Annotated in this window: 16 protein-coding genes; 14 read left to right on the forward strand and 2 right to left on the reverse strand. The window is 58.9% G+C overall.

The features are described from left to right. Positions 1 to 9 precede the first annotated feature (9 nt). Positions 10 to 2,310 carry a hypothetical protein gene (locus ACWUI2_RS06575; RefSeq protein ID WP_486982058.1) on the reverse strand — a complete coding sequence of 767 codons (2,301 nt, stop codon included), beginning with the start codon at positions 2,308 to 2,310 and terminating at the stop codon, positions 10 to 12. Positions 2,311 to 2,463: 153 nt separating this feature from the next. Between ACWUI2_RS06575 and ACWUI2_RS06580 the strand changes: the two genes are divergently transcribed. From ACWUI2_RS06580 to ACWUI2_RS06635, 12 genes are all read left to right on the forward strand, one after another. Further along, complete coding sequence (locus ACWUI2_RS06580) at positions 2,464 to 3,537, forward strand: LacI family DNA-binding transcriptional regulator (protein WP_486982059.1); 1,074 nt, start codon at positions 2,464 to 2,466, stop codon at positions 3,535 to 3,537. Between the two features lie 278 nt (positions 3,538 to 3,815). Then, the gene (locus tag ACWUI2_RS06585; protein ID WP_486982060.1) at positions 3,816 to 4,805 is read left to right on the forward strand and encodes a PEP-CTERM sorting domain-containing protein; all 990 of its coding nucleotides are present in this window, start codon (positions 3,816 to 3,818) and stop codon (positions 4,803 to 4,805) included. Between the two features lie 257 nt (positions 4,806 to 5,062). Then, a complete protein-coding gene (locus ACWUI2_RS06590; protein WP_486982061.1) occupies positions 5,063 to 7,057 on the forward strand; it encodes a hypothetical protein in 1,995 nt (664 codons plus the stop codon). Positions 7,058 to 7,295: 238 nt separating this feature from the next. Then, entirely contained in the window at positions 7,296 to 10,460 is a 3,165-nt protein-coding gene (locus ACWUI2_RS06595) for a DUF4838 domain-containing protein (RefSeq protein WP_486982062.1), read from the forward strand. Between the two features lie 195 nt (positions 10,461 to 10,655). Next, the gene (locus ACWUI2_RS06600) at positions 10,656 to 11,669 is read left to right on the forward strand and encodes a glycoside hydrolase family 130 protein (RefSeq protein ID WP_486982063.1); all 1,014 of its coding nucleotides are present in this window, start codon (positions 10,656 to 10,658) and stop codon (positions 11,667 to 11,669) included. Positions 11,670 to 12,032: 363 nt separating this feature from the next. Beyond that, entirely contained in the window at positions 12,033 to 12,713 is a 681-nt protein-coding gene (locus ACWUI2_RS06605; RefSeq protein ID WP_486982064.1) for a succinate dehydrogenase cytochrome b subunit, read from the forward strand. 146 nt (positions 12,714 to 12,859) lie between these two features. Next, positions 12,860 to 14,773: a fumarate reductase/succinate dehydrogenase flavoprotein subunit gene (locus ACWUI2_RS06610; RefSeq protein WP_486982065.1), complete on the forward strand. Its 1,914-nt coding sequence runs from the start codon at positions 12,860 to 12,862 to the stop codon at positions 14,771 to 14,773. Then, positions 14,773 to 15,552 (forward strand): succinate dehydrogenase/fumarate reductase iron-sulfur subunit, encoded by a 780-nt coding sequence (locus ACWUI2_RS06615; RefSeq protein ID WP_486985049.1) that lies wholly within the window; start codon positions 14,773 to 14,775, stop codon positions 15,550 to 15,552. The genes ACWUI2_RS06610 and ACWUI2_RS06615 overlap by 1 nt, the downstream gene beginning before the upstream one ends. A gap of 43 nt (positions 15,553 to 15,595) precedes the next feature. Then, positions 15,596 to 16,084 (forward strand): cupin domain-containing protein, encoded by a 489-nt coding sequence (locus ACWUI2_RS06620; RefSeq protein ID WP_486982066.1) that lies wholly within the window; start codon positions 15,596 to 15,598, stop codon positions 16,082 to 16,084. Between the two features lie 97 nt (positions 16,085 to 16,181). Next, a complete protein-coding gene (locus tag ACWUI2_RS06625; protein WP_486985050.1) occupies positions 16,182 to 16,445 on the forward strand; it encodes a type II toxin-antitoxin system RelB/DinJ family antitoxin in 264 nt (87 codons plus the stop codon). 4 nt (positions 16,446 to 16,449) lie between these two features. Then, positions 16,450 to 16,713 carry a type II toxin-antitoxin system YafQ family toxin gene (locus ACWUI2_RS06630; protein WP_486982067.1) on the forward strand — a complete coding sequence of 88 codons (264 nt, stop codon included), beginning with the start codon at positions 16,450 to 16,452 and terminating at the stop codon, positions 16,711 to 16,713. A gap of 42 nt (positions 16,714 to 16,755) precedes the next feature. Continuing rightward, positions 16,756 to 17,226 (forward strand): hypothetical protein, encoded by a 471-nt coding sequence (locus tag ACWUI2_RS06635; RefSeq protein WP_486982068.1) that lies wholly within the window; start codon positions 16,756 to 16,758, stop codon positions 17,224 to 17,226. Between the two features lie 380 nt (positions 17,227 to 17,606). On the opposite strand, the gene ACWUI2_RS06640 is transcribed toward ACWUI2_RS06635, so the two are convergent. After that, positions 17,607 to 19,442, reverse strand: a complete 1,836-nt coding sequence (locus tag ACWUI2_RS06640) for a PRC-barrel domain-containing protein (protein ID WP_486982069.1) — start codon at positions 19,440 to 19,442, stop codon at positions 17,607 to 17,609. Positions 19,443 to 19,804: 362 nt separating this feature from the next. On the opposite strand from ACWUI2_RS06640, the gene ACWUI2_RS06645 reads away from it, so the two are divergent. Together ACWUI2_RS06645 and polX are read left to right on the forward strand one after the other, a co-directional pair. Beyond that, positions 19,805 to 21,115 carry an AMP-binding protein gene (locus ACWUI2_RS06645; protein ID WP_486982070.1) on the forward strand — a complete coding sequence of 437 codons (1,311 nt, stop codon included), beginning with the start codon at positions 19,805 to 19,807 and terminating at the stop codon, positions 21,113 to 21,115. Positions 21,116 to 21,185: 70 nt separating this feature from the next. After that, a complete protein-coding gene (gene polX / locus ACWUI2_RS06650) occupies positions 21,186 to 22,952 on the forward strand; it encodes a DNA polymerase/3'-5' exonuclease PolX (protein WP_486982071.1) in 1,767 nt (588 codons plus the stop codon). The last annotated feature ends 154 nt before the right edge of the window (positions 22,953 to 23,106 follow it).

Raw genomic sequence — 23,106 nt, forward strand, 5'->3', positions numbered from 1 at the left:
AGTGGGCGTTTATTCGAGGACGAAAAGCGCTCCCTGGTGAGCGGCAAGGGTGACTGTCCACGTGTTCTTCGTCGGCGAGATGCGGGCATGGGTGACCAGGTTGCGCAATGCTTTTCCGGCTCGGCCGACGGGGATGGCGAGGGTGACATCCTGTCTGGTCGCGAGCAGGTTGTGGACTGCGAGGTAGGTCTTGCCATCGACGCCGTCCGCCATCGCGGCACGAAATCCGTTACCTTGGAAGTGGATCCCGGGCGAATTTGCGGCGGTGGATCGGGTTTCCTCTCCGGTGACGCCGACCTGGACGGCGAACGCGAGGTCGAGGATCGGGGCGTCGGGATCGAAGGATCTGGTTTTGTTGCTGCAGGGAGCACAGATCTCATCGACGTAGAGCGAGGGAACCGCGAAAGGTTTGTCCCGGAGGGCGACCTGGCGACCGGATTCGCGGTTCATGTGGAGACTTCCGGGAGCCTCGCCGAGAAGGTGGATGCCAACCGCATCATCGACGTTGATCCAGCGGGAGTCGAGGTTTACGCAGTCGGCTTCCTCGGCTGGGCCGGGCAGAGACTGGGCGCCCGTTTCCGTGTGGTAGGTTCGGCGGCCGTGATTGAAGAGATCGTTGGGGATCTGGTAAAAAAGCCCCTTGATCGAGCGGACGAAACTGCGGTTGATGCTGCTGGCGTATTGGAGGCAGATGACGGTGGCATCGTCGGGGAGGGCGGCGAAGAGGATATGTTGGCGGGCGATGGCTCGATCGGCTTCGCCTTCCGCAAGTTGTTGGCCGCTGTTTAAAAGACCCACGCCCGCGTTGACGAAACCGCCCTCGAAATTCTCGGCATGAAACGTCTGGCATTGGGTCAGGTTCCGGGCGCCGGTGCCGAGAATCCTGCCGGTGAGGTTCCAGCGCCATTCGGCGAGGTCGCTTCGGTCGGTCGGCACACAAAGTCCCTGGGGAGGCTCCGCCGCCCGCCAGGTGAACGAGGCGATCCGGCGTTTGCTGTGATGCAAAGTCGCTCCGTGGTAGTCGTCGTGCCAGCCGCCATAGGCGGGTGCCTGGTCCGGGGCGGGTTCGACTGACTGGAAATCGTCGTAACGACGGCGCCAGGCAAGGGCCATGGAAAAGGCGGCGGCGCGGTCGGACTCCAAACGGGTGTAGTAGGTCGGGGAGACATCGGCCATGGAAGCGAGGCGCGTGCCGAGAAAGGTTTCACCATCGCCGGTGGAAATCTCGTGGGTCACGGTCTTCATCCAGGCCTCTTCAAACGCCAGGCAATCGGTCTCGCCGAAATGGTCGAGCATGAAGAGCCAGGTGGGAATGGCGTAGTCCTGGCAGTAGCAATAACGGACCCGGGTGTCGCCGCCGATCCGGCATAGGCGTCCATCCGGGAAGATCATCCGCTTAACGGTCTTCCAGAGTTCGTAGGCGTGAAGATAAAGAGCTTTCGGCGCCTCCAGTCCGCGGCTTTTCCAGGAAAAGTGTCCGATAGCCAGCTGGGAAAGAGTAATCACCATGTATCCGACATTCAGATACGCATGATGATTTAGGGCATAAGAAGGGAAAAAGTTAGCGCCGACGTGCCATTCGGAGAGCGGTCTTCCGTCGTAGAGGGTGTCGTCTGCGGCGTCTTTTTCAATCGATATGCCGTTGAGCAAAAACCGGGTGCCTTGTTCGCGGTATTCGGTCGCGCGTGGGGCGTCCGGAAACATCATGGCGGTTCGGTGGAGGAAGACGCCGTTCCAGATGTTGCTTTCCGGATCGTTGTTTTTGACCAGCCCGGCTTGAACGACGCCCGGGATTTGGCCCGGGCCGCGGCAGTAGCCGTCGACCAGCCAGTCGCTTTCGGAAATCATCACCTGGCGCAACAGGGCCAGGTCGCGGTCGTCGAGGTGCTCCATCAGCAGATCGACCGCGTGCATCATCCGTTCGGTGCCGAGCGCGCTGATCCAGGTGTGTCCCCATGCGGAACCGTCGAGACAGGTGAAACCGCCCGCGTGATGGCTTTCGAGATTGAAGCGCAACATCCGCAGGGCGCGGTCGAGCAGGATTTCGCGGGAAAGGCCGGTGCGGGTGGAATCGAGATCCGGGTCGATCGCCAGGACCGCGTAGGCGGTGAAGGCCTTTTGATGGGTTTGGACGCCCCAACTATTGAAGCCGCTGCCATAAACCAGAAATTCGGGGTAACCCGGCGGAGTGTGCAGTTCGCGTTCGGCCCCTCTTACCCACGGTTCCAAGAGGCGGAGGTAGGCGGACGCATCGACTCCGGGTGCGTTCCGATCGAGCAGACCGGATCGTGTTTCGGATAAAGTTTGCATGTTCTTGTGAATCTCGAACCCGCCGAAGAAACCTTCAATCGCATTTGGGCGGAGCGATCATTAAGATTACTTTACCTGTAAGGAACCGGGTCAATTGCCGTTGACTTTACTTGTAAAACCAGTGCCATTTTCTTTGTGCAAAGGAATGTCACGATGCAGATGATCGCCGAGGTGGCGGGGGTGTCGCGAATGAGTGTTTCCCTGGCTTTGCGGAACAGTCCAGAAATCTCCGCCGCAACCCGGAAACGTATCCAGGAATTGGCGACGGAAATGGGGTATCGGCCGAACCCGCTCGTCTCGACATTGATGGCCCAACGTTCCGGAAAAAAGAAACCAGGCGAACTGTTGCCGTTGGCGGTGGTCAATGTCGTCAGCAAGGGGGGGAGTCCGGAGAAGATTCCGTTGTATCGCGGGATGTTGGACGGGATCGGTTCCCGATGCGAGACCTTCGGGTATTATGCGCAGCGTTTCAATTTGGAAAACGAACCGGGCTCGGTTCGCCGGATGCACCGGACCTTTCAGGCGCGAGGGATCCGGGGAATCGTTTTGATGCCGGTCAGCGATCAGGATCCGGAGGTCGATTTTCCGTGGGAGCATTACTGTGCTTCCACGATCGGCTATTCGCTGGAAGAGCCGGATCTTTTCCGGGTAAGTTCCGATCAATACCGCAACACCTGGAACTCTTTGGAAAGTCTGATGGCGCTCGGTTACCGGCGCCCCGGTTTTCTGTTGAATCCCTACACCAACGAACGGACCCATTTCTTATGTGAAAGCGCCTATCTGGCGTTTTACCGTCACGTGCTTCAAACGGAGCCGCCGCCGATTGCCCCGTTTATTCTTGGGGCCGATAATGCGAAGATCGCCCGGTGGTTAAAAGAGGTGAATCCCGACGTGCTGCTTTGCCACAAAGATCCGCGGCCTCACTTGCAGGGAATGGGATGGAACGTGCCGGCCGACATCGCGGTGGCCAATCTGAATCTGATCAGCACCGATAGCCGGCTATCGGGGTTGGATGTGTTGCCGAGTTTGTTGGGGCGGATCGCGGTGGATTTGGTGATCGCCCAGTTGCACCGGAATGAATTCGGACTGCCGGATTTTCCGCGCTCGACGATGGTGTTGGGAAAGTGGCACACCGATGAAACGACGCCCCCGCTTCCCGGGGCCGAGACCGATCGTCCGGAGTTGGGTCGTTACGAGTATTTTAAATCGCGGAAGGTCGGCGGGTAAGGTCGATGGGAAAGTGGGGGAGGCGTCCCGCCTCCTTTCAGATCCTGAGTGGAGCTTCGTCCTCAGGCGAAGACCATCGGCCCTTGCGGCCTCCCCGAACTCCGTGTATCCAGCGACAGCAGCTGAAGCGTTCTGCTCCTCTTCTTTACAGGTAAAACGCGAGGTGCATTGCGAAGGCTGAGCGAGGGACTTAAGGCTCTTCGGTTAATCAATCAGGACGCGGTGTGGCCCGAAAGATCATCCAAACCCTGAATACAAATAAACCCAAATATGATGCTATGAAAAAGAATCTGACACCCTGTCTTCTTTGCCTGAGTGGACTCATTTTATTCACCTCCAATTATCACCTTCACGGCGCTGATGTATTCAGTACGGGAACAGACGGAGGAAGCACGGGCTGGAACCTGTCCACGGTATGGTCCAATGGAGAGGCCCCGTCGGCCGGTAACGATTATTTTATTCAAAGTGGCTCGATTCACGTCGTCAGGACTCCCCAGATAGCCGCGCACCAAAAGATTTCTCATGGAACCTTCGCCGGAAATTCGCTGACGGTGAATGCCGGGGGAAGGCTTTTGGCCAAGGGGAGTTTTGTTGTTGAAAATCTGATCCTCAATGGCGGGACGGTCCGGCATGGTGAAGCGAACAGCAATACCAGCGCGACTTGGCATATTGTCGAATGGGATGGTGCCATCGAGGTGGCGGCAGATTCAACCATCGACAGCCTGAATAGTGTTCGCAGGTTCGAAGTGACAGGAGAAATCGGAGGAGCGGGCAATCTGAATATGAACTTTGCGGTTTCGTCGGTCTCCACCGCCAGTTTCACGGCCGCGGAGCAAAGCGCCAATACCGGCGGCGTTTATCTCCAGGCGGCTAATCCGAACTACTTCGGGACACTCAACGTCACTAACGGCATTTTGAAGGCGCAGGCCGTCGGGTCCCTGGGGGATGCCAGCGTCGTTCTCAACGGGACTTCCGGTTTCGATGTCGACTACGCCTGGACGAACGCCCTCGCGTCGCTCACGATCAACAGCGGCAGCATGATGCTTCTCGACCAGCATATTTCGATCGGCGCGCTCACCTTGGGGGGAGTTGCTCTGGCCGAAGGGAATACCTATGACTACGATTATTTTGTGAGCAATGGGTTTGGTTCCTTTTTCGCCGACACGAGCACCGGCAGCATCTCGGTGATCCCCGAGCCGTCCACTTATGCGCTGATCGCAGGTAGCCTAGCGCTGCTGGTGTTTTTCCGTCGCCGCGAAGGTTTTTAAGAAAGGGTAGAGGAACTGGGAGCAATGGAACGGGTCGTGGTCGAAATAAACACGGCCCGTTTTTCGTTTTGGAATTTGGCCCGCGCGAAGGGGATAGGCGTCATCTTTACGTGTAAATCCGCAAACCCTTTGAAGTTGAGGAATCAAGCAGAAACAATCAGCGGCAATGAAGAATGGCGACTGACATAAAAGCGCCATTTCACCCGATTCGGCTTTCGGCATTCTTTCAACACAGCCGGCAAAAAAGGACAATTATCATGATTACTAAGAGTTTGACCCTATCCCTGATTTTTATCTCCGCCTGCGGCTACCTCCACGGGACTGATGTGTCCAGCACCGGCGAACAGGGTGGGAGTACGGGGTGGAACCTGCCTGCGGTTTGGTCGAACGGGGAGGCTCCCTCAAATGCGAATGATTACTTCATCCTCAATGGGCACCTGGTGAGGAGTCCGCAAATCGCGGCTCATCGTCAGGTGCAGGATGGGACGTTCGCGGGCAATTCGCTGACGATCCAAGGCGGAGGAACCTTGCTGCCCAAAGGGAGTTTCGTCGTGAACGATCTCATCCTGAATGGTGGGAAGGTGAGGCACGGGGAAGCCAGCAGCAATACGGTGGCGACGAGGCACATCATTGTCTGGACTGGCGAAACGTATGTGGCGACTCCGTCCATCATCGAAGGGAGCACCAATAACCGTCGGTTCGAGATGACGGGGCCGATCTCCGGTTCGGCAGACTTGAATCTCGATTTTCTCAACAGCTCGATTTCCGCCGCTCATTTCGAAGCGGCGGAGCAGAGTGCCCACACCGGAGGCGTCTATCTGCAAGGCAGCAGTCCGTTATATTCCGGCGTTTTCAACGTGACCAACGGGATGTTGAAAGCCCAAGGGTTCATGTCTCTTGGGAGCGGTAGCGTGGTTCTCAATGGCAATTCCGGGCTCCAGGTCGAATACCCGTGGTATAACCCGGGCGCGACGTTGACCATCAACGGCAACTCGATGGTCCGCCTGGATAACGACATCTGGATCGGCGGGCTGACGATCGACGGCACCCCTCTCGCGGAGGGGGAGACGTATAATTATGCTTGGTTTGCCGCCAATGGTTATGGGGCTCACTTCGCAGAAGAGAGCACCGGCAGCGTGACGGTTTTGAGTGATGCCCATCTCTACGATGGTTTTGTTTTCAGCACCCGCCTCGATCCTCTCGGGTCTAACTGGACGAATCCGAATAATTGGTCCGATGATTCCGAACTCTCGGCGGACAAGGATTATTTTGTCCTCGATGGACATCGGGTCCGGACGCCCCAAAGCCATCTCGCGGCTGATCTCGAGGACAACTTGTTTGCGGGAAATTCGTTGACCCTCCTTCCGGGTGGCGAACTTCTCGGCAAGGGCGATTTCACGGTTCACAGCCTAGTGCTGGCGGGAGGGAGTATCACCCACGGCGAAGCCAACAATAAGATCAACGAGGAAAAACACATCATCGAATGGGCCGGCGACGCGTTGGTGTATGAAAACTCCATTGTCAGGGCGAGCGATGATCCCGGCAAACGCCGGTTCGACGTCACGGCTACGCTTGCCGGAGACGGGCAATTGGATCTTCGATTCAACAACCTGGAGCTGACGACCCAACACTTCTTTTACGACGACGATGCTCCATTCGATATCGGAGGCGTCTATCTTTTGGGCGCAAATCCCGATTATCACGGTACCTTCCGGATCACCCGAGGCTTTCTCAAGGCTCTCGCTCCTGGATCATTGGGGAACGCGAGTGTCATCGTGCGCGACCGTGCCGGGTTGCAGCTTGGGTATCGCTGGGCAAACGTCGACGCAACCCTTACCATGCAAGCTGGAGCGATGTTTCTGATGGATCAGGATATCATCATCGGCGGGTTGACGATCGGCGGGGACGCCTTTGCCGAGGGAACCTACGACTACGATTACTTCATAAATAATGGTTACGGCGCCTATTTCACCGGAAACGGCACCAGCACCGGAAGCATCACCATCGCGTCGGAATTGCCAGCCGGCGACGCTCCTTTCCGGGCATGGATCGAGCGGGTCGAAGGGGAGCCGGAATCCGCGATTCTTACCTGGACAAGCTCGGTGGGCAAAACTTACGAGGTTTATTTTTCCGCGACCTTGGAGGACGGATTCAATACCTTGGTGGACACTGTCCCATCCGAGGGTGAGACGACCTCGCTGACGGTTCCTCTAACCGGCGACCGCGGATTCTATATCGTCAAGGAACTTTGATACAAGCGGCAGCGGCGCCGGGCACGTCCTGCGAACAACATGGAATGGCACTTCCGCTTCACTGGGAGGGATGGCATCCTGCCGTCCGCCGTAGGCATCGGTTTCAGAGAAGGTCGGCTGGAAGCCAACCCTCCGATTTAGGCCTCCCAACCCGCATGAACAGATGGAATCCTGAATTACCGGATCTCGAAACAATTGCTCTGTTCGAGCTCATGCGATTCTTAGCTACATACTCAATATGATGTCACGATTGATTGCTTTCTTTTCACTTCTCCTGGTTTTGGGCGTTTCCCTCCCGTCGTTGGTGTGCTCGCCCAGCGATTTGCCGGGATGGGCGGAACGTTATTTGAACGAGCCGCGTCCGGAGTGGACGGGTTGGCAAAACTCCCTCGCTCCGTCGGGAACACCGTCCGTTCCGCTGATGCTGGCCACCAACGGGCAGACGGATTACGTGATCGTGACCCCGGTGAGAATGAGCCGTCAGGTCGAGCGGGCGGCCAAGGAGTTGGCCCAATGGTTGCACGAGATCACCGGCGCGACCTTTCCGATCGTCGATCACAACACGGCACCCCAGGCCCGCGAAATCAGCGTTGGCATCACCAATCGAATTAGCACTCCCGAAACCGCCGCTCTCGCCGCGGCCGGACCGGAGGGATACGTCATTCATGTCCGCGACGAACGGCTGTTTCTTTTCGGCAATCATCCGACCAGTCCGTTGCACGCGGCCTTCGCACTGCTGGAGGAGGACCTGGGTGTGCGCTGGTACCATGCCCCGGTCGTCCCGGGAACCGATCCGGAGACGGGACGCAATTGGACCCAGATCATGGCCGAGCTCAATGCGAATCTGGACCAGAATCAATGGGACAAACATGATTACCGGGCTCCCTCCCTGCCGACTCTTCACTTGGAAGTCATTCCCCGAAGCGTCGAGCCGGCCTACGTTCACCGGCAGGTCACAAACCGTCGGGCCTCGAGTCCGTGGGCTTTACGCAATCGCCTTAATTTTGGTTTGGCCGATCAATATGAACAATATTATTTCGCCAGCGGTTCGGCCACCTCTCACACGTTTCATTGGCTGGTCCCCCCCGAGATTTATTTCGAAACCAACCCGGAGTATTATTCGCTGATCAACGGGGTGCGCCGGTGGCAAAACGCTCAGCTCGATCTATCAAATCCCGAAGTGGCAGAAGTCGCGGCCCAGACCGCGATCGAAGCGCTGCAAAAGGTGCCAACGCGCAAGCGCTTCATCGAAGTCAGCGCCATGGACTGGCGCGGACACAGCGAAGACTCCGAGTCGATGGCCATCATCCAAGAGATGGGCGCACGCAGCGGACTCCATTTGCAATTCGTCAATCGTGTCGCGGAACTCGTCGAAGCCGTGGTTCCCGATGCCACCATTACCACCCTCATTTATTGGGACACCAACCGGCCTCCCACCGCCGATATCCAGGCGCGCGACAATGTCATCATCCGTTACGCCACCGATTGGGGTGCGAGCTTCACCTGGCCGTATCATTCTTTTTATGACAATAAACTCGCCGAGCCGCCGGAGGTGGAGGATGATCGATACGTCGCCCAAATCCCCGCGTTCGAACGCTGGAAAGAAATCGGCGACCGGTTCTGGACCTGGAAGTATCCGCACCAATACCGTCACACACTCGCGCCGCAACCGACCTTGCGGGCATTGGCGGAGAACCTCCGCTTCTTTGCCGAGGAGGGTGTGAACGGCTCCTACATCCAAGGAAATGACGGGTATGACTTTGGACGCGACCGGATGCGTTTTTGGATTTATTCGAAGCTGTTGTGGGATCCGACCCTTGATGTCGACGCGCTGATGCTCGATTTTATCTGGGGTTACTACGGGGATGCCGCCGCCGACGTGGTGCGCTTCCACGAACTTCTCTGGGACCACGCTGTCGCCTACACCGACTTCGGCGAACCGCGGAATTGGATCTATCCGATTCACAACGACGGCATGTATCAACACGGTTTTGTCGATGCCGCCCGCGCCATTTTGGCCGACGCGCTCCAGGCCGACACCGATCCGGTGATCCAGGGCCGCGTCAAAGATCTGCTCCTCGGAGTGGTCTACGTGGAAAGCGTGCAGTTGATGATGCAGATGCGCCAAGGCGCCACCGCCCCGTACATCGGTCACTACAACGCCGTCCATGACGAACTCGAAACTCTCGCCGGCGAGTTGGAGGTCACAACCGTCCGCTTTTATGATGGAGTGAATACCATCCTTGGGCTCGATGATTACCTGGAACAATACCGACAGGAGTTGTTCTTGCGGGGCAACTTCTTCAGCACCCGGCTGGATCCGCTCGGATCGGATTGGACGAATCCAGCCAATTGGACCAGCGAAGCTTCCCCATCCAGCGGCAATCACTATTTCATTCTCGATAATCACCGTGTCCGCACACCGCAAAGCCACCAGTTGCCGCACCAGGGCAACAATACCTTTGCTGGAGGATCATTGACGATTCTCTCCGGAGGGGAGTTGCTTGGAAAAGGTGATTTCGCGGTTCACGGTTTGATCCTGGACGGAGGAGAAATCGCGCACGGGGAAGCGAACAACAAGGTAACCCGGAACAGACACCGCATCGAATGGGCCGGAAGCGCCGAAGTGACTCGTCCCTCTTTTGTGACCGCGAGCGATTCCGTCGCCCGGCGGAGGTTTGAGGTCACGGCCGAGCTTTCCGGTCCCGGTGACCTGCATCTGAATTTTGCGAACAGCGCCATTTCAACCGAGACCTTTTTCGCGGACGACAGCGTCTGGCACAACGATCCTGAACTTGATCCGCGCGATATCGGAGGAGTTTACCTGCTGTCGGCGAACCCGAACTACACCGGCACGATTTACGTCACTCGCGGCATTCTCAAAGCCCAGGCCGCCGGTTCCCTCGGCGCGGCCGACGTGGTTTTGGGCGACCGATCCGGTTTGGTCCTCGGCTACGACTGGAACAACCCCGACGCTTCGCTCACGCTCCACCCGACCGCGATGTTCCTGATGGACCGTAACATTACCGTGGATACGCTCACCATCGGAGGCCATACTTTCGCCGGAGGCGAAACCTACGATTACGACTATTTTGTCGCCGAAGGATTCGGACAAAATTTTGCCGGCAATGGGGCCAGCACCGGAAGTATCACGGTTCTTTCCGGGCCCTCGATTACCACACCTTTCCGGGCGAAACTCGAACGAATTGAAGGGGAACCCGGGTCGGCTCTTCTTACCTGGGACAGCTCGGCGGGACGGGAGTATGAGGTCTATTTCTCGCCGTCGCTCGAAGAACCCTTCACTACGTTGCTGGATACCGTTCTATCCGCTGGGGACGGTACCACCTCGTTGCCGGTTACTCTGACCGGCGACCGCGGTTTTTTTATCGTGAAGGAGTTATAGCGATTCTCGAAAATTCCCTAAGAAATCCCGTCGATGAATCTCGGTTTCCAATATACTTCTCTCGGGGGGCTCCCGCTCTGTGAAGACCGCATAAATGCGGGACTCCAACCTGACAAGCCGTTCAAGGTTGCAGTCCCGGCTTCAGCCGGTCTTCGATTTATAACAACCGCTCCTTTCGCTTGACTCCGCCGACTTATGCTCACTCGCCATTCTGCCAATCCCGTCCTCCGTCACACCGATTGCCCGTTCCCGGCCACTCTCGTCTTCAATGCCGGTGTGGCCAAATACGAAGGGCGGTACGTGATGCTTTTTCGCAATGACCACGGACGTTGGGGCGACGCCAAACTCGACGGCACCAATCTCGGTTTCGCGACCAGTGCCGACGGGATAAAATGGGAGGTTGCTCCTAAGCCGCTGCTTGACGCCGAGGAGACTCGCGCCGCCCTGCGCGGACTTTACAACGAGCGGTTCGGTCCGGAGGAGATCCAGCGGGTTTATGATCCGCGGATCACCATCATCGAAGGAAAACCGTATCTCTGTTTCGCCGTCGATACCCGTCACGGCGTTTTGGGGGCGATCGCCTCCACCGAGGATTTCCAAAGTTTTGAGTTTCTCAGTCTGTCCGCCCCCGACAACCGGAACATGGTTCTTTTCCCGGAAAAGATCGGCGGCCAGTTTTTCCGGCTTGAGCGTCCCTTTCCGATTTATGGCCGTGGGGCACCGGAGGCCTTCGAGATCTGGAGCAGTCGCTCGCCTGATTTGCGTTACTGGGGCGACACCCGGTTGGTGCTCGGCAGTGAAGAAGTTCGTTTCACCAACAGCAAGATCGGCCCTGCCGCTCCACCGATTCGGACCCGTGCCGGATGGCTCACCACGATTCATGCCGTGGACAAAAACCCGGAGAAGCCGCTGAAAGGGTGGGAGCCGCACGGTTGGACTAAGACCTACCATGCCGGGTTGATGTTACTCGATCTCGACGATCCGAGCAAAGTCATCGGCCTGATGCGTCGGCCGTTATTGCCGCCGGAAACCGAATATGAACTCGACGGGTTTCGCGGCAGCGTGATTTTTCCGTGCGGACTCATCCAGGAAGCATCCGGTGAAGTCCGGATGTATTACGGCGCCGCCGACACCGTGGTCGCGATGGCCTCCGCCCACGTCGACGACCTGATCGCCGCCTGCGAGCCACATTCCGATTGGATGGCGTAGGCGGAGGGTTAGGAGCGAAATCGGAGGGTTGGCTTCCAGCCGACCTTCTTTTATAAGCGGCGACGGACGGCAGGATGATTCGATGTCGTTCACCGGGCGCGGTCCGGACATGCGCGCCGTCCCGTTCAGCCTATTAGAAATAGTTTCCATCCTTTGGTTTTTTTCTAATAGGCGAAATCGTGCGTTGACCGTGCTTCCGCAACTGCGCTAGTTTCGCCTCCGGTCTTTTGTGGGAGTGGCGTGCAGGCTCGTTTCCCGTCTTTGAAAAGCGGATAAATGGACTGCTGGGCGTCTCCGGCGGAGGCCGTGCGGGCGGGCCTTCCGGTTCGTCCGTCGATCATAAAAACGCGAGAGAAAAGTTCGATGCCATCAGGAGCCACTTTATTCACGTCATCCATCGGGAGGAAGATCATCATGGCCGTCACCGGCCTGGTTTTGCTCGGCTTTGTGATTGGTCACATGCTCGGGAATCTGCAGATTTTCGTCGGGCAAGACCAATTGAACGCATACGCCGCCGGCCTCCAGGGAATGCCGCCTCCGTTGTTGTGGACGGCTCGGCTGGGCCTCTTGGTTTTCGTCGGACTGCACATCTGGGCGGCCACGGTGCTGACCTTGGAAAACCGGCGGGCCCGGCCGGAAAACTATCGGCGTCCGGGGACGATCCAGGCGAGTTACGCCTCGCGGACGATGCGTTGGAGCGGGGTGATCGTCCTGGCTTTCATTATTTACCACATCCTCCATTTCACCGCGCAGGTGACGAACACCGAATACCGCGACCTGGTCGACCATGCCGGACGGCACGACATTTACGGGATGGTGATCATGGGATTCAGCAGTCCGCTCGTATCCGGATTTTACATTCTTTCGATGTTGTTGCTGGCGATGCACCTGAGCCACGGGATCGCGAGCATGTTGCAGACGGTCGGACTGCGCAACTCCGGCACCCGCGCGGGCATCGCGGCGGTCTCCTGGATGTTCGCGGCGGTGATTTTCGTCGGCAACATCTCGATTCCGCTCGCCGTCTTGTTCGGCTATTTCAATTAACGCCGCGGACGGATTCGCATTTTTGACGCATCGCCGAGGTCCATGTTTTCCAACCAATCACGAATGATTCCGCACCAGACAGCCTTCCAAGCCATCGGGGGAGTCGTTCGCGTTTCCCGCCGGCGGTGGAGTCCGGCCATTTATCGATGAAACTAGACGCCAAAATTCCGTCGGGCCCGCTTTCCGAAAAGTGGGACAATCATCTGAAGAGCATCAAGCTCGTCGCGCCCAACAACCGCCGCAAATACGAGATCATCGTAGTCGGTTCGGGTTTGGCGGGGGGCGCCGCCGCCGCCACGCTCGGCGAGCTCGGCTACAATGTGAAGTGCTTTTGTTACCAGGACAGCCCCCGGCGCGCCCACAGTATCGCCGCCCAGGGGGGGATCAACGCCGCCAAGAACTACCAGAACGACGGCGACAGCGTGTATCGGCTTTTCCACGACACGCTGAAAGGAGGAGACTTCCGGGCCCGTGAGGCCAACGTTTACCGGTTGGCCCTCCTGAGCCGGAACATCATCGACCAGTCGGTTTCGCAGGGAGTGCCGTTCGCCCGCGAATACGGCGGCACCCTGGCCAACCGCTCCTTCGGGGGCGCGCAGGTTTCCCGGACGTTTTACGCCCGGGGCCAGACCGGACAACAGTTGTTGCTCGGTTGCTATTCCGCTCTCTCCCGCCAAATCGCGGCCGGTACGGTGAAGATGTATCCGCGCACCGAAATGCTCGAACTGGTCCTGGTCGACGGCCACGCCAAGGGAATCGTGGTGCGCGACATGGTGACCGGTGAGATCAGCTCCCACTCCGCCGATGCGGTGGTGCTCGCGACCGGCGGTTACGGCAACGTCTTTTACCTCTCCACCAACGCCCGGGGTTGCAACGTCACTGCCGCCTATCGGGCTTATAAGAAGGGGGCGCTTTTCGCCAACCCCTGCTACACCCAGATTCACCCGACCTGCATTCCGGTCAGCGGCGAGCATCAGTCGAAATTGACCCTGATGAGCGAGTCGCTCCGTAACGACGGACGGGTCTGGGTGCCGAAGGCAAAAGGGGACAAACGGCATCCGAGCGAGATTCCGGATTCGGAGCGCGATTATTTCCTCGAGCGGAAGTATCCGAGTTACGGCAACCTGGCGCCGCGCGACATCTCTTCCCGCAGCGCCAAGGAAGTCTGCGACGAAGGCCGCGGGGTCGGCCCGGGCGGGCTCGGGGTTTACCTCGATTTCGCCGACGCGATCAAACGTTTCGGCGAGCCGACGATCCGGGAGCGTTACGGCAACCTCTTCGAGATGTATGAAAGCATCACCGGAGAGAACGCCTACGATATCCCGATGCGAATTTATCCGGCCGTCCACTACACGATGGGCGGCCTCTGGGTCGACTACAACCTGATGAGCAACATCGAAGGGCTTTACGTCCTCGGCGAGGCGAACTTCTCCGACCACGGCGCCAATCGCCTCGGGGCGAGTGCACTGATGCAAGGCCTGGCCGACGGTTACTTCGTGTTGCCGGCGACGATCGGCGATTATCTCGCGAACCGCCGGGGGAGCCGTCCGGACGTCAACCATCCGGAGTTCAAGAAAGCCGAGGCGGCGGTTGCCGACCGGACCAAACGCTTCCTCTCGATCAACGGCAAGCGGACCGTCACCGAGTTCCACCGCGAGCTCGGCAAGATCCTTTGGGAGTATTGCGGCATGGCCCGGAACGACGCCGGTTTGCGGAAGGCGCTGAAGATGATCCCGGAGTTGCGCAAGGAATTCTGGAGCGATCTCAAGGTGCCCGGCAAGGACGGGGAACTCAACCAGGAGTTGGAGCGGGCCGGACGGGTCGCCGACTACATGGAGTTCGCCGAGCTCCTCTGCGAGGACGCCCTGCACCGGAGCGAATCGTGCGGCGGCCACTTCCGCGAGGAGAGCCAGACCGAGGACGGGGAAGCCCTCCGCGACGACGAGAACTTTTCTTTCGTATCCGCCTGGGAATACAAAGGCGACGACCAGCGGCCGGAGTTGCACAAGGAGTCCCTGGAGTATGAGGAAGTGAAAATGGCAACGAGGAGTTACAAATGATGCATCTGAAACTCAAAGTCTGGAGACAGAAGGACGGCAAGAGCGCCGGGCAGTTGGTCGATTACGACGCTCCGGAGATTTCGCCGGACATGTCCTTTCTGGAGATGCTCGACGTCGTCAACGAGCGGCTCATCGCGAAGGGCGAAGAACCGATCGCTTTCGACAGCGATTGCCGCGAAGGGATTTGCGGCGCCTGCTCGTGCATGATCAACGGCATCCCCCACGGTCCTCAACGGGCCACCGCCACCTGCCAGCTCCACATGCGGCACTTCAACGACGGCGACGAGATCGTCATCGAACCGTTCCGCGCCACCGCCTTCCCGGTGGTGAAGGACCTGGTGGTCAACCGCGAGTCGTTCGACAAGATCATGCAGGCCGGCGGGTATATTTCGGTGCGGGCCGGAAGTGCCCCGGAGGCGAATTCGATTCTCATTCCGAAGGAAGACGCCGACCTCTCGATGGACGCCGCCGCCTGTATCGGTTGCGGCGCCTGCGTGGCGGCCTGTAAGAATGCTTCGGCGATGTTGTTCGTGGCGGCCAAGGCGGCCCACCTGAATGTGCTTCCCCAAGGGAAACCGGAGAAGGACAAGCGTGTCTTGAAGATGGTCGCCGCGATGGACGAAGCCGGTTTCGGCAGTTGCACGAACTATTTCGAATGTTCGGCCGCCTGTCCGAAGAGCATCAGCGAGGACTTCATCGCGATGTTGAACCGCCATTACATGAAGGCCTCGATTAAGAGCCGGATTTTGGCGAAACCGACTGGCGGGAAGAAGGATTGAGTTTCGAAGAGGGTGAAGGCGGTTTCGTCCGGTCCGATTTGGCATGAATGACCGGGCCTCCCAACTGATCCTCGAACTCGGTCTCGAACCGCATCCCGAAGGGGGTCGTTTTCGACGGGTCCACCGGTCGGGGACTTTCGTGCAACCCTTGCAGGATCCACGGCCGGAGCGCGCGGCGCTCACCACCATCTACTTTTTGCTGGTGGCGGGAGAGTGCAGCCGTTGGCACCGGGTGATGTCGGACGAGATCTGGCATTTTTACGAAGGGGCGCCGCTCGAGCTCTTTTCCATGGGGAACGACTTCGCCCAGGTTGGCCGGGAAGTTCTGGGCCCGGTCGGTGGAGAGGCCCGCCCGACGCGGGTGGTTCCGGCCGGGGAATGGCAGGCGGCCCGCTCCTTGGGGGAGTATACCTTGGCGGGATGCACCGTGGGTCCCGGTTTCGAGTTCGAGGATTTTTCTCTTCTGGGAGAGATTCCGGATGAAGTCGTCCGTTTTCGGAGCGTGCAACCGCAGTGGGCGATTTTTTTGTAGCGGGCACAGACATGTCTGCTGAGCGCTGGCATTCCGCGGTAGCAAGTTTGGGCGTTTGTCAGGTTGACCTGTGATGCCATCGTGCTACGTTTCAAGTATGAGTCAATCTGCCACAGTTCACGCGCGTCTGGATCGGGAAACCAAGGAGAAGTCGGAGTCCGTGCTGAGGGAAATTGGGATGAGTCCTTCGGATGCCGTTCGTCTGCTCTACCGCCAGATTGCGATGAGAGGCGAGTTCCCGGTGGAGTTGAGAGTTCCGAATGCGACGACGGCGAAGACCTTGGAAATGAGCGACCGTGATGAAGAGATAGAGTCGTTTGATTCCATTGACGACCTGCGCCGCAATTGGATTCGGGAGTAATGGGATGATGCTGTCCCAAACCTCGCAATTCAAGCGGGACCTCCGACGGCAGATCAAACGCGGCAAAGATCCGGAGAAAGTTCTCGAAATTGTCAGCATCTTGATGGATGGCCGAGAGCTTCCGGAGAAGGACCGGGACCCCCCGTTAAAAGGAAAATGGATCGATCGAAGGGATTGTCATATCGAACCGGATTGGATATTGATTTATCGGATCACCGAAGAAGAGCTCCGGTTGGAAAGAACCGGCAGCCATAGCGATTTGTTTTAGGGCGGGACTTTTTTAAACCGAAAGCGGAAATATATCGAACCCATGGAAAAAAGCGCGGTAGTGGATGCTTTGGAGGCGTCGTTGAACGCGGAATTGAAGAACTCGATCCTCGCGTCGAAGGATGCGGCGGATTACGCGACCGACGAGGAGTCTCGGGCTGAATCGCAATGGGACACCCAAGGGTTGGAAGCCTCCTACCTCGCCGCCGGACAGGCGGATCAGGCGCGGCAATGGGCCGAAGCCCTCGAGGTGGTGCAACGCAGCCGCGCGTCGCTGCTGGTGGAGAAGAAGGAAGTGACTATCGGCGCCTTGCTCGTCATTGATTTCGGCGGGACGGTGGAACGTTTCTTTCTTGCCCCGGTGGCGGGCGGTCATGTCCTGACGATCGACGAAACCGAAGTGACCGTGATCACGCCTCAATCGCCGATCGCGAAACGGATCATCGGAAAGCGCGCCGGAGAAGGGGTGACGCTGGCCAATGGCGCGGCCGCCAGTTTGTTGTCGGTGGAGTGAGGCGGGGAGGGGATTTGGGATTTTGGATTGCGGACTGGGGATTGGGGATTTTTTCGGGGGAGAAGAGAGCGTGAGGCAACGCATGTAAGTAGACCCCGTCCGAAAAGGGTTTGCAGCGGCCGGATCGGCCCGGAAACACACCCCACCGCTCTGGCGAGCGGTCCCCCCCTCTCAAGAGGGGATCTTTTTGTAAGCAGTTCCCCTTTGAGAGGGGAGGACCATGCGCGAGCATGGTGGGGTGTGTCGTCTTCACTGCTGTTTAAGCCAAGCAAAGAACGCCCGAAGCCCTTTTCGGATACCCCCTAAGTAGAAAACCCATTCCGCGCGGAGGCGGAATGAGTTTTCTGTGAGATCAGACCTGCCGGTTTAGGTGAGGCGCGTTACAGCGACTCGTCCTGACGATCGGCGGGTTGTCCGGTTTCCAGACCGGTTTGCGGCCGGTCTTCGATTTCATTCTCCTCTGTTTCGTCCTCATCCCGCTCTGTCTCTTCCCGTTCCGGCGCTCCGAAGAGACCGGTGGTCGCTTCGTCGTCTTCGTAGCGGAAAATTTCGGGCGATTGGCGGGCTTCGTCCGCATCCACCAATTCCTGCTCCCGAGCTTCGCGCTGCAGGTCGTTCCGGGACAAGCTTTCAGCCTGGTCCAGTTCGTCCTTCGACACGTTCAAGCTAAAGCGGTCTTCGTCATCGGCTTCCAACGCCTTCAACGACACCAGATACTGGTCTCCGTTTTCGGCGTCTTCGATCAACACGAAGGAGACGCGTCCTTCCTGGAGGTCGACCATCAGGTCGGCGATCTCGCCCAACTCCTCGTCGTCCTGGCCGATCACGCTGGAACCGGTAAGGTCGCGGCCGAGCTTCGTTGACTTCTTGTCATCGTCGGCGTGGTCGCGCATGCCGAATTCGGTTTCCTGCTCGTCGTCCTGTTGGCCGACGGCTCCGACTTGAGCTCCTTGCTGCTGCTGCTGCTGTTGGTCTTGTGCTCCGATACCGGTTTCGCGCTCTTGTCCGGCTTGACCGAGACCGTCTTGCTGACCGTTCTCATCATCGCGTTCGCGAGCGCCGAATTCGGTGGCGTCGTCTTGCTGCTGCTGTTGTCCGGCTCCTACTTCGGCTCCGGCTCCTTGCTGCTGCTGATGTTGTTGGCCTTGAGCCCCGACACCGGTTTCGCGTTCTTGTCCGGCTTGACCGAGACCGTCTTGCTGACCGTTCTCGTCATCTTGTTCGCGAGCGCCGAATTCGGTGGCGTCGTCTTGCTGCTGCTGTTGTCCGGCTCCTACTTCGGCTCCGGCTCCTTGCTGCTGCTGATGTTGTTGGCCTTGAGCCCCGACACCGGTTTCGCGTTCTTGTCCGGCTTGACCGAGACCGTCTTGCTGACCGTTCTCATCATCTTGTTCGCGAGCCCCAAATTCGGTGGCGTCGTCTTGCTCTCCTTCGCGTTCAATCGCGCCAAACTCAGTGGCGGTCGGTTGCTGACCGGCCCCGGCTTGAGGGGAGTGGTCTTGCTGATCGTCCTGGATGCCCCCTTCGAGTCCGTTTCGCTCTTCGTCGCCTTCCAGTCCGTTCTGCCGATCTTCACCGCCCGGAGGGGCGCCGAATTCGAGTCCGGTTTCCTGTTGTTCGCCGAAGTGCTGGTGGATTTCCTGGGCGCGGTCTTCCTGGCCGAGCTCGGTGACTTCGTCGCGTTCGACCGAAGGAGCGCTTTCCCATTGTTGTTGGTCGATGTTGACGGTCAGTTCCAGATCCTCCCCTTGTCCCGAGACTTGCACAAGATCCGCTGGGATCGGGCGGCGCTGATCGTCTTGTCCGGCGACAATAATAAACGAAATCTCGCCGGTTTCGACATCCACCAGGATGTCTTCGAAGCGGCCGATCCGTTGGCCGTCCTGGGTCGTAACTTCCGCGTCTTCGAAGTCGGTTAGTTTGTTCGGTTGATCGCCCTCGCGGTCAAAGGCGGCTCCAAATTCCTCCTGTTCATCGTCGGTTTCCCGGGCGGCTTGATCCTCTTTGTGATCGTCGCGGTCGGGCCGCGCGCCGAATTCCTGGGTCTCCTGACCGTTGTCCATCTCAAGCCCGGTCGCTTCCTGCTGTTCCTGCTGCTGCTCGGTTTCCTGTCCGAGCGAAGGGGACTGGGCGGATTCGCCCTGATCCAGCCCAAGGGCCAGACTCAGACCGAACGCGGTAATGGCACCTGCCGTGATTGTTTTTTTAATCAACATGTTATGCTTTTTAGTTCCGATTCGTATTTATAATTGGGCGTCACCCGGCCAAACCTCTACATAGGTTCGTTCCGGGGTCTGCCATGTGAACGGCCTCTCATGAGCAACGGTCGTGCCAATCCGTTCCGGGACATAGGTGGAAACGGTGGCCGAAGCCCGCTAGTCGGCTTGAGGAGGGGGATCGGGGCCGTGTCGTATTTGGAACTGCGTCGGGCGTCGCAAAGTGGGGGACGTGCATGCCGCAAGGGGCGGGATGCATAATGCGGTTTTTGGCTGTGGGAAGTGAAGCGGAAGTGCGCGACGCCCGGTGCTTGTGTCGGCGACCGGGGAAATGGTAAGACCATGGTCGGAAAACTTGCCGGATGACAAAGGACGAATTGGAGGTCGAGTTAAGGAAAGGGCGATGGCTTCGCGAGGACGCCGGAGGCTTTGTGGAGGAGTTCGACCGCGCCCGCGCCAAAGGTGGTCGATCCGGGGAGCGGGAAGTGGTGGCGGAAAAGGATCCGGTGATCTTCCTGGCCCGGTTTTTCGCGGCGGTGGCCGATGGTCGAACCGTGGCGTTGGGCAATCCGCGATGGGGAAAAGAGGAGTGGAAGCAAGTCGAGGCGGCGGGCGCTGCGGCGGAGGCGGAGAAGGGGAAGGGGAAGGGGAATTGGGAAGGGGAAATTTGGGTACCGACCGGCGGCAGTGGCGGTCGGTTGCGTTTCGCCCGGCACACTTGGGAAACGTTGGCGGCCTCGGTCGAAGGGTTTATCCAAGGCTTCGGCGGGGGGGGCGTCCGAAGCCAATGCGTATTGCCATTGTTTCACGTGAGCGGCCTCATGCAGGCCATCCGGGCGGTGGTAAGCGGAGGAGACTTCGAGTGGGTCGATTGGGAATCGCTGGTGGCCGGGAAAACGCCGGTCAGACCGGGGGCGTTTTTGTCGCTGGTGCCGACCCAGTTACGACGGTTGCTGGCGGTTCCCGACTTGCATCCGGCGATGCGGAAACTGACGGCGATTCCGCTGGGAGGGGCGGGGGCGCCGACGGGGTTGCTGGATGAAGCGGCGGCGGCGAGGTTGCCGTTGGCGTTTAGTTACGGGGCCACGGAAACGGCGGCGATGGCGACGGTCCAAAGGCCGGCGGAATTCGTGCGCGGGCTACGTAGCAGCGGGTCGGCTTTGCCCCATGTGACGCTGCGGATCGCCGGACCGGCGGGAGAGAGTTTGGCGTCCGGAGAGATCGGGCGGATTCGCGTATCCGGTAGGTCTTTGTTTCATGGATACGAGCCTGGAGGTGCGCGACCGGAAAACGAGTGGCACTCCGGCGATCTCGGGTGGCTCGATGTTGAAGGCCGATTGCACGTGGCGGGGCGGGAGGACCGGTTGATCAACACCGGCGGGGAGAAAGTTTCGCCGGAGGAAGTGGAGCGGGTGTTGCTCGACGCAGGGCTGGTGGCGGATGTCTGGGTATTCGGGAGTTCGGACCGGGAGTGGGGGGAGGCGGTGACGGCGGTTTATGTGCCGGGGGACCGTGAAGTCGCGGCGGTTGAAATGGAGGCGGTCTTGCGGGAACGGCTGGCTTTATACAAGATTCCGAAACGGTGGGTCCGGTTGGCGGCCATCCCGCGGACGCCGCAAGGAAAAGTCGACGGGCGGCGGTTGCGGGAAGAAGTGGAGAAGCTGGGGATTTGAAGATTTACTTCGAGGTTTAAAGCATAGGAGTTGCGTGTCAGCGCAGGAAAATTGGAAACGAGGCGAAGAAATGGATAAAAGCAAAGTGTCGCGGATTCTCGATGAGATCGCGGTTTTTCTGGAGTTGCAGGGGGAGAATCCGTTCAAGATCCGGGCGTATCAGACCGGAGCGCGGGCGATCGACGCGTTGGAGCGGGACATCGGCGAACTGGTGGCCAGCGGCGAAATCAACCGGGTGCCAGGTCTCGGGAAGGCATTGGCCGAGAAGGTGACGGCGCTGGTCGAAACCGGGGAGTTGAAATTTTACGACGACCTGAAGGCGAGCATTCCGCCGGGTTTGATCGAAATGCTGGAGATTCCCGGGATGGGACCGAAGAAAATCAAGGCGGTGTACGAGGTGCTGGGAATCTCGACTCTGGCGGAATTGGTGAAAGCTTGCGAAGAGGAGAAGGTGCGGGAGTTGCCCCGGTTCGGCGCGAAGACCGAGGAGAAAATTCTGGCCGGAATCCGCAACCGGGAAGCGTATGCTCGGCGGCATCTTTGGTTCGAGGCGAAGAAGGTGGCGGACGTGATCACGGAGGGGTTGAAGGCATTGCCGGAAGTCGACCGGGTGGAACCGGCGGGCAGTTTGCGGCGGGGATTGGAGACGGTGGGGGACCTCGATTTCATTGTCGGGTCGGCCTCTCCGGGGCCGATCATGGATTGGTTCACGACGATGGCCGAGGTCCAGGAAGTCACGGCCAAAGGGGAAACTAAATCAAGCGTCCGGTTGGCCGGGGGATTGCAGGCCGATCTCCGGGTGGTGCCGCCGGAGCAGTTCGTTTTCGCCCTCCATCATTTCACCGGATCGAAGGACCACAACGTTTTAATGCGGCAGCGGGCGTTACATCGTGGATACAGTTTGAGCGAGTGGGGGATCACTCCGAAAGCCGAGTCGGAGGAGTCGGTGGAGGCAGCGAAACCGTCGGAGGAAATCGCCCGAAAGGTTCACTCGGAGGAGGATCTATTTCGTTTTCTCGGACTTCATTATATCCCGCCCGAGCTGCGTGAAGGAATCGAGGAAATCGCCTATGCCGAGAAGAGCGAACTACCCGGATTGCTGGAGCCGGAAGATATTCGCGGGGTGTTCCACAATCACACCATCGCTTCCGACGGTCATAATACCTTGACGGAAATGGCCCACGCGGCGGCGGCGCTTGGGTGGGAGTATCTCGGGATCGCCGATCATTCCAAAGCGAGTTTCCAAGCCAACGGGATGGACGAAGGCCGGGTGTTGAAGCAGTTGGAGGAGATCCGGAAGCTGAACGCGGGTGGGGAACTGCCGTTGCATCTGTTCGCCGGGATCGAGTGTGACATCCTGCCCGACGGACGGTTGGATCTGGCGGATGAGGTCCTGGAGAAGTTGGACTACGTGGTAGTCTCGGTCCATTCGGTATTCAATCAAAGCGAGGAGACGATGACCGCCCGCATCATTCGGGCGATCGAGCATCCGTGCGCGACGATGCTTGGGCACGTGACCGGCCGATTGCTGTTGATGCGGGAAGCGTATCAGGTCAATCACCACAAAGTGATCGACGCGGCGATCGCGAACAACGTGATCATCGAAATCAACGCCCATCCACGGCGTCTCGACATGGATTGGCGGTTTTGGCGGCGGGCGGCGGAAAAAGGATTGATGACCAGCATCAATCCCGACGCCCACAGCACCGATGGCCTGAGACTCTTCCGGGCCGGCGTGACGGTCGCCCGCAAAGGGTGGCTGACCCGTGATGCCGTTTTGAATACGCGGTCGTTGGAAGAGGTGAAGGCGTATTTGGCGAAGCGGCGTCGGGGATAGGCGACGAGAGGAGAAGCCGGTAACACACCCCACCGCTCTGGCGAGCGGTCCCCCCCTCTCAAGAGGGGATCGGCGTGAAAAAGTTCCCCTCTTGAGAGGGGGGGACCATGCGCCAGCATGGTGGGGTGTGTCGCTCCATCGGCCAGAAAAACAG

It is taken from the genome of Verruconatronum alginivorum, assembly GCF_056590205.1.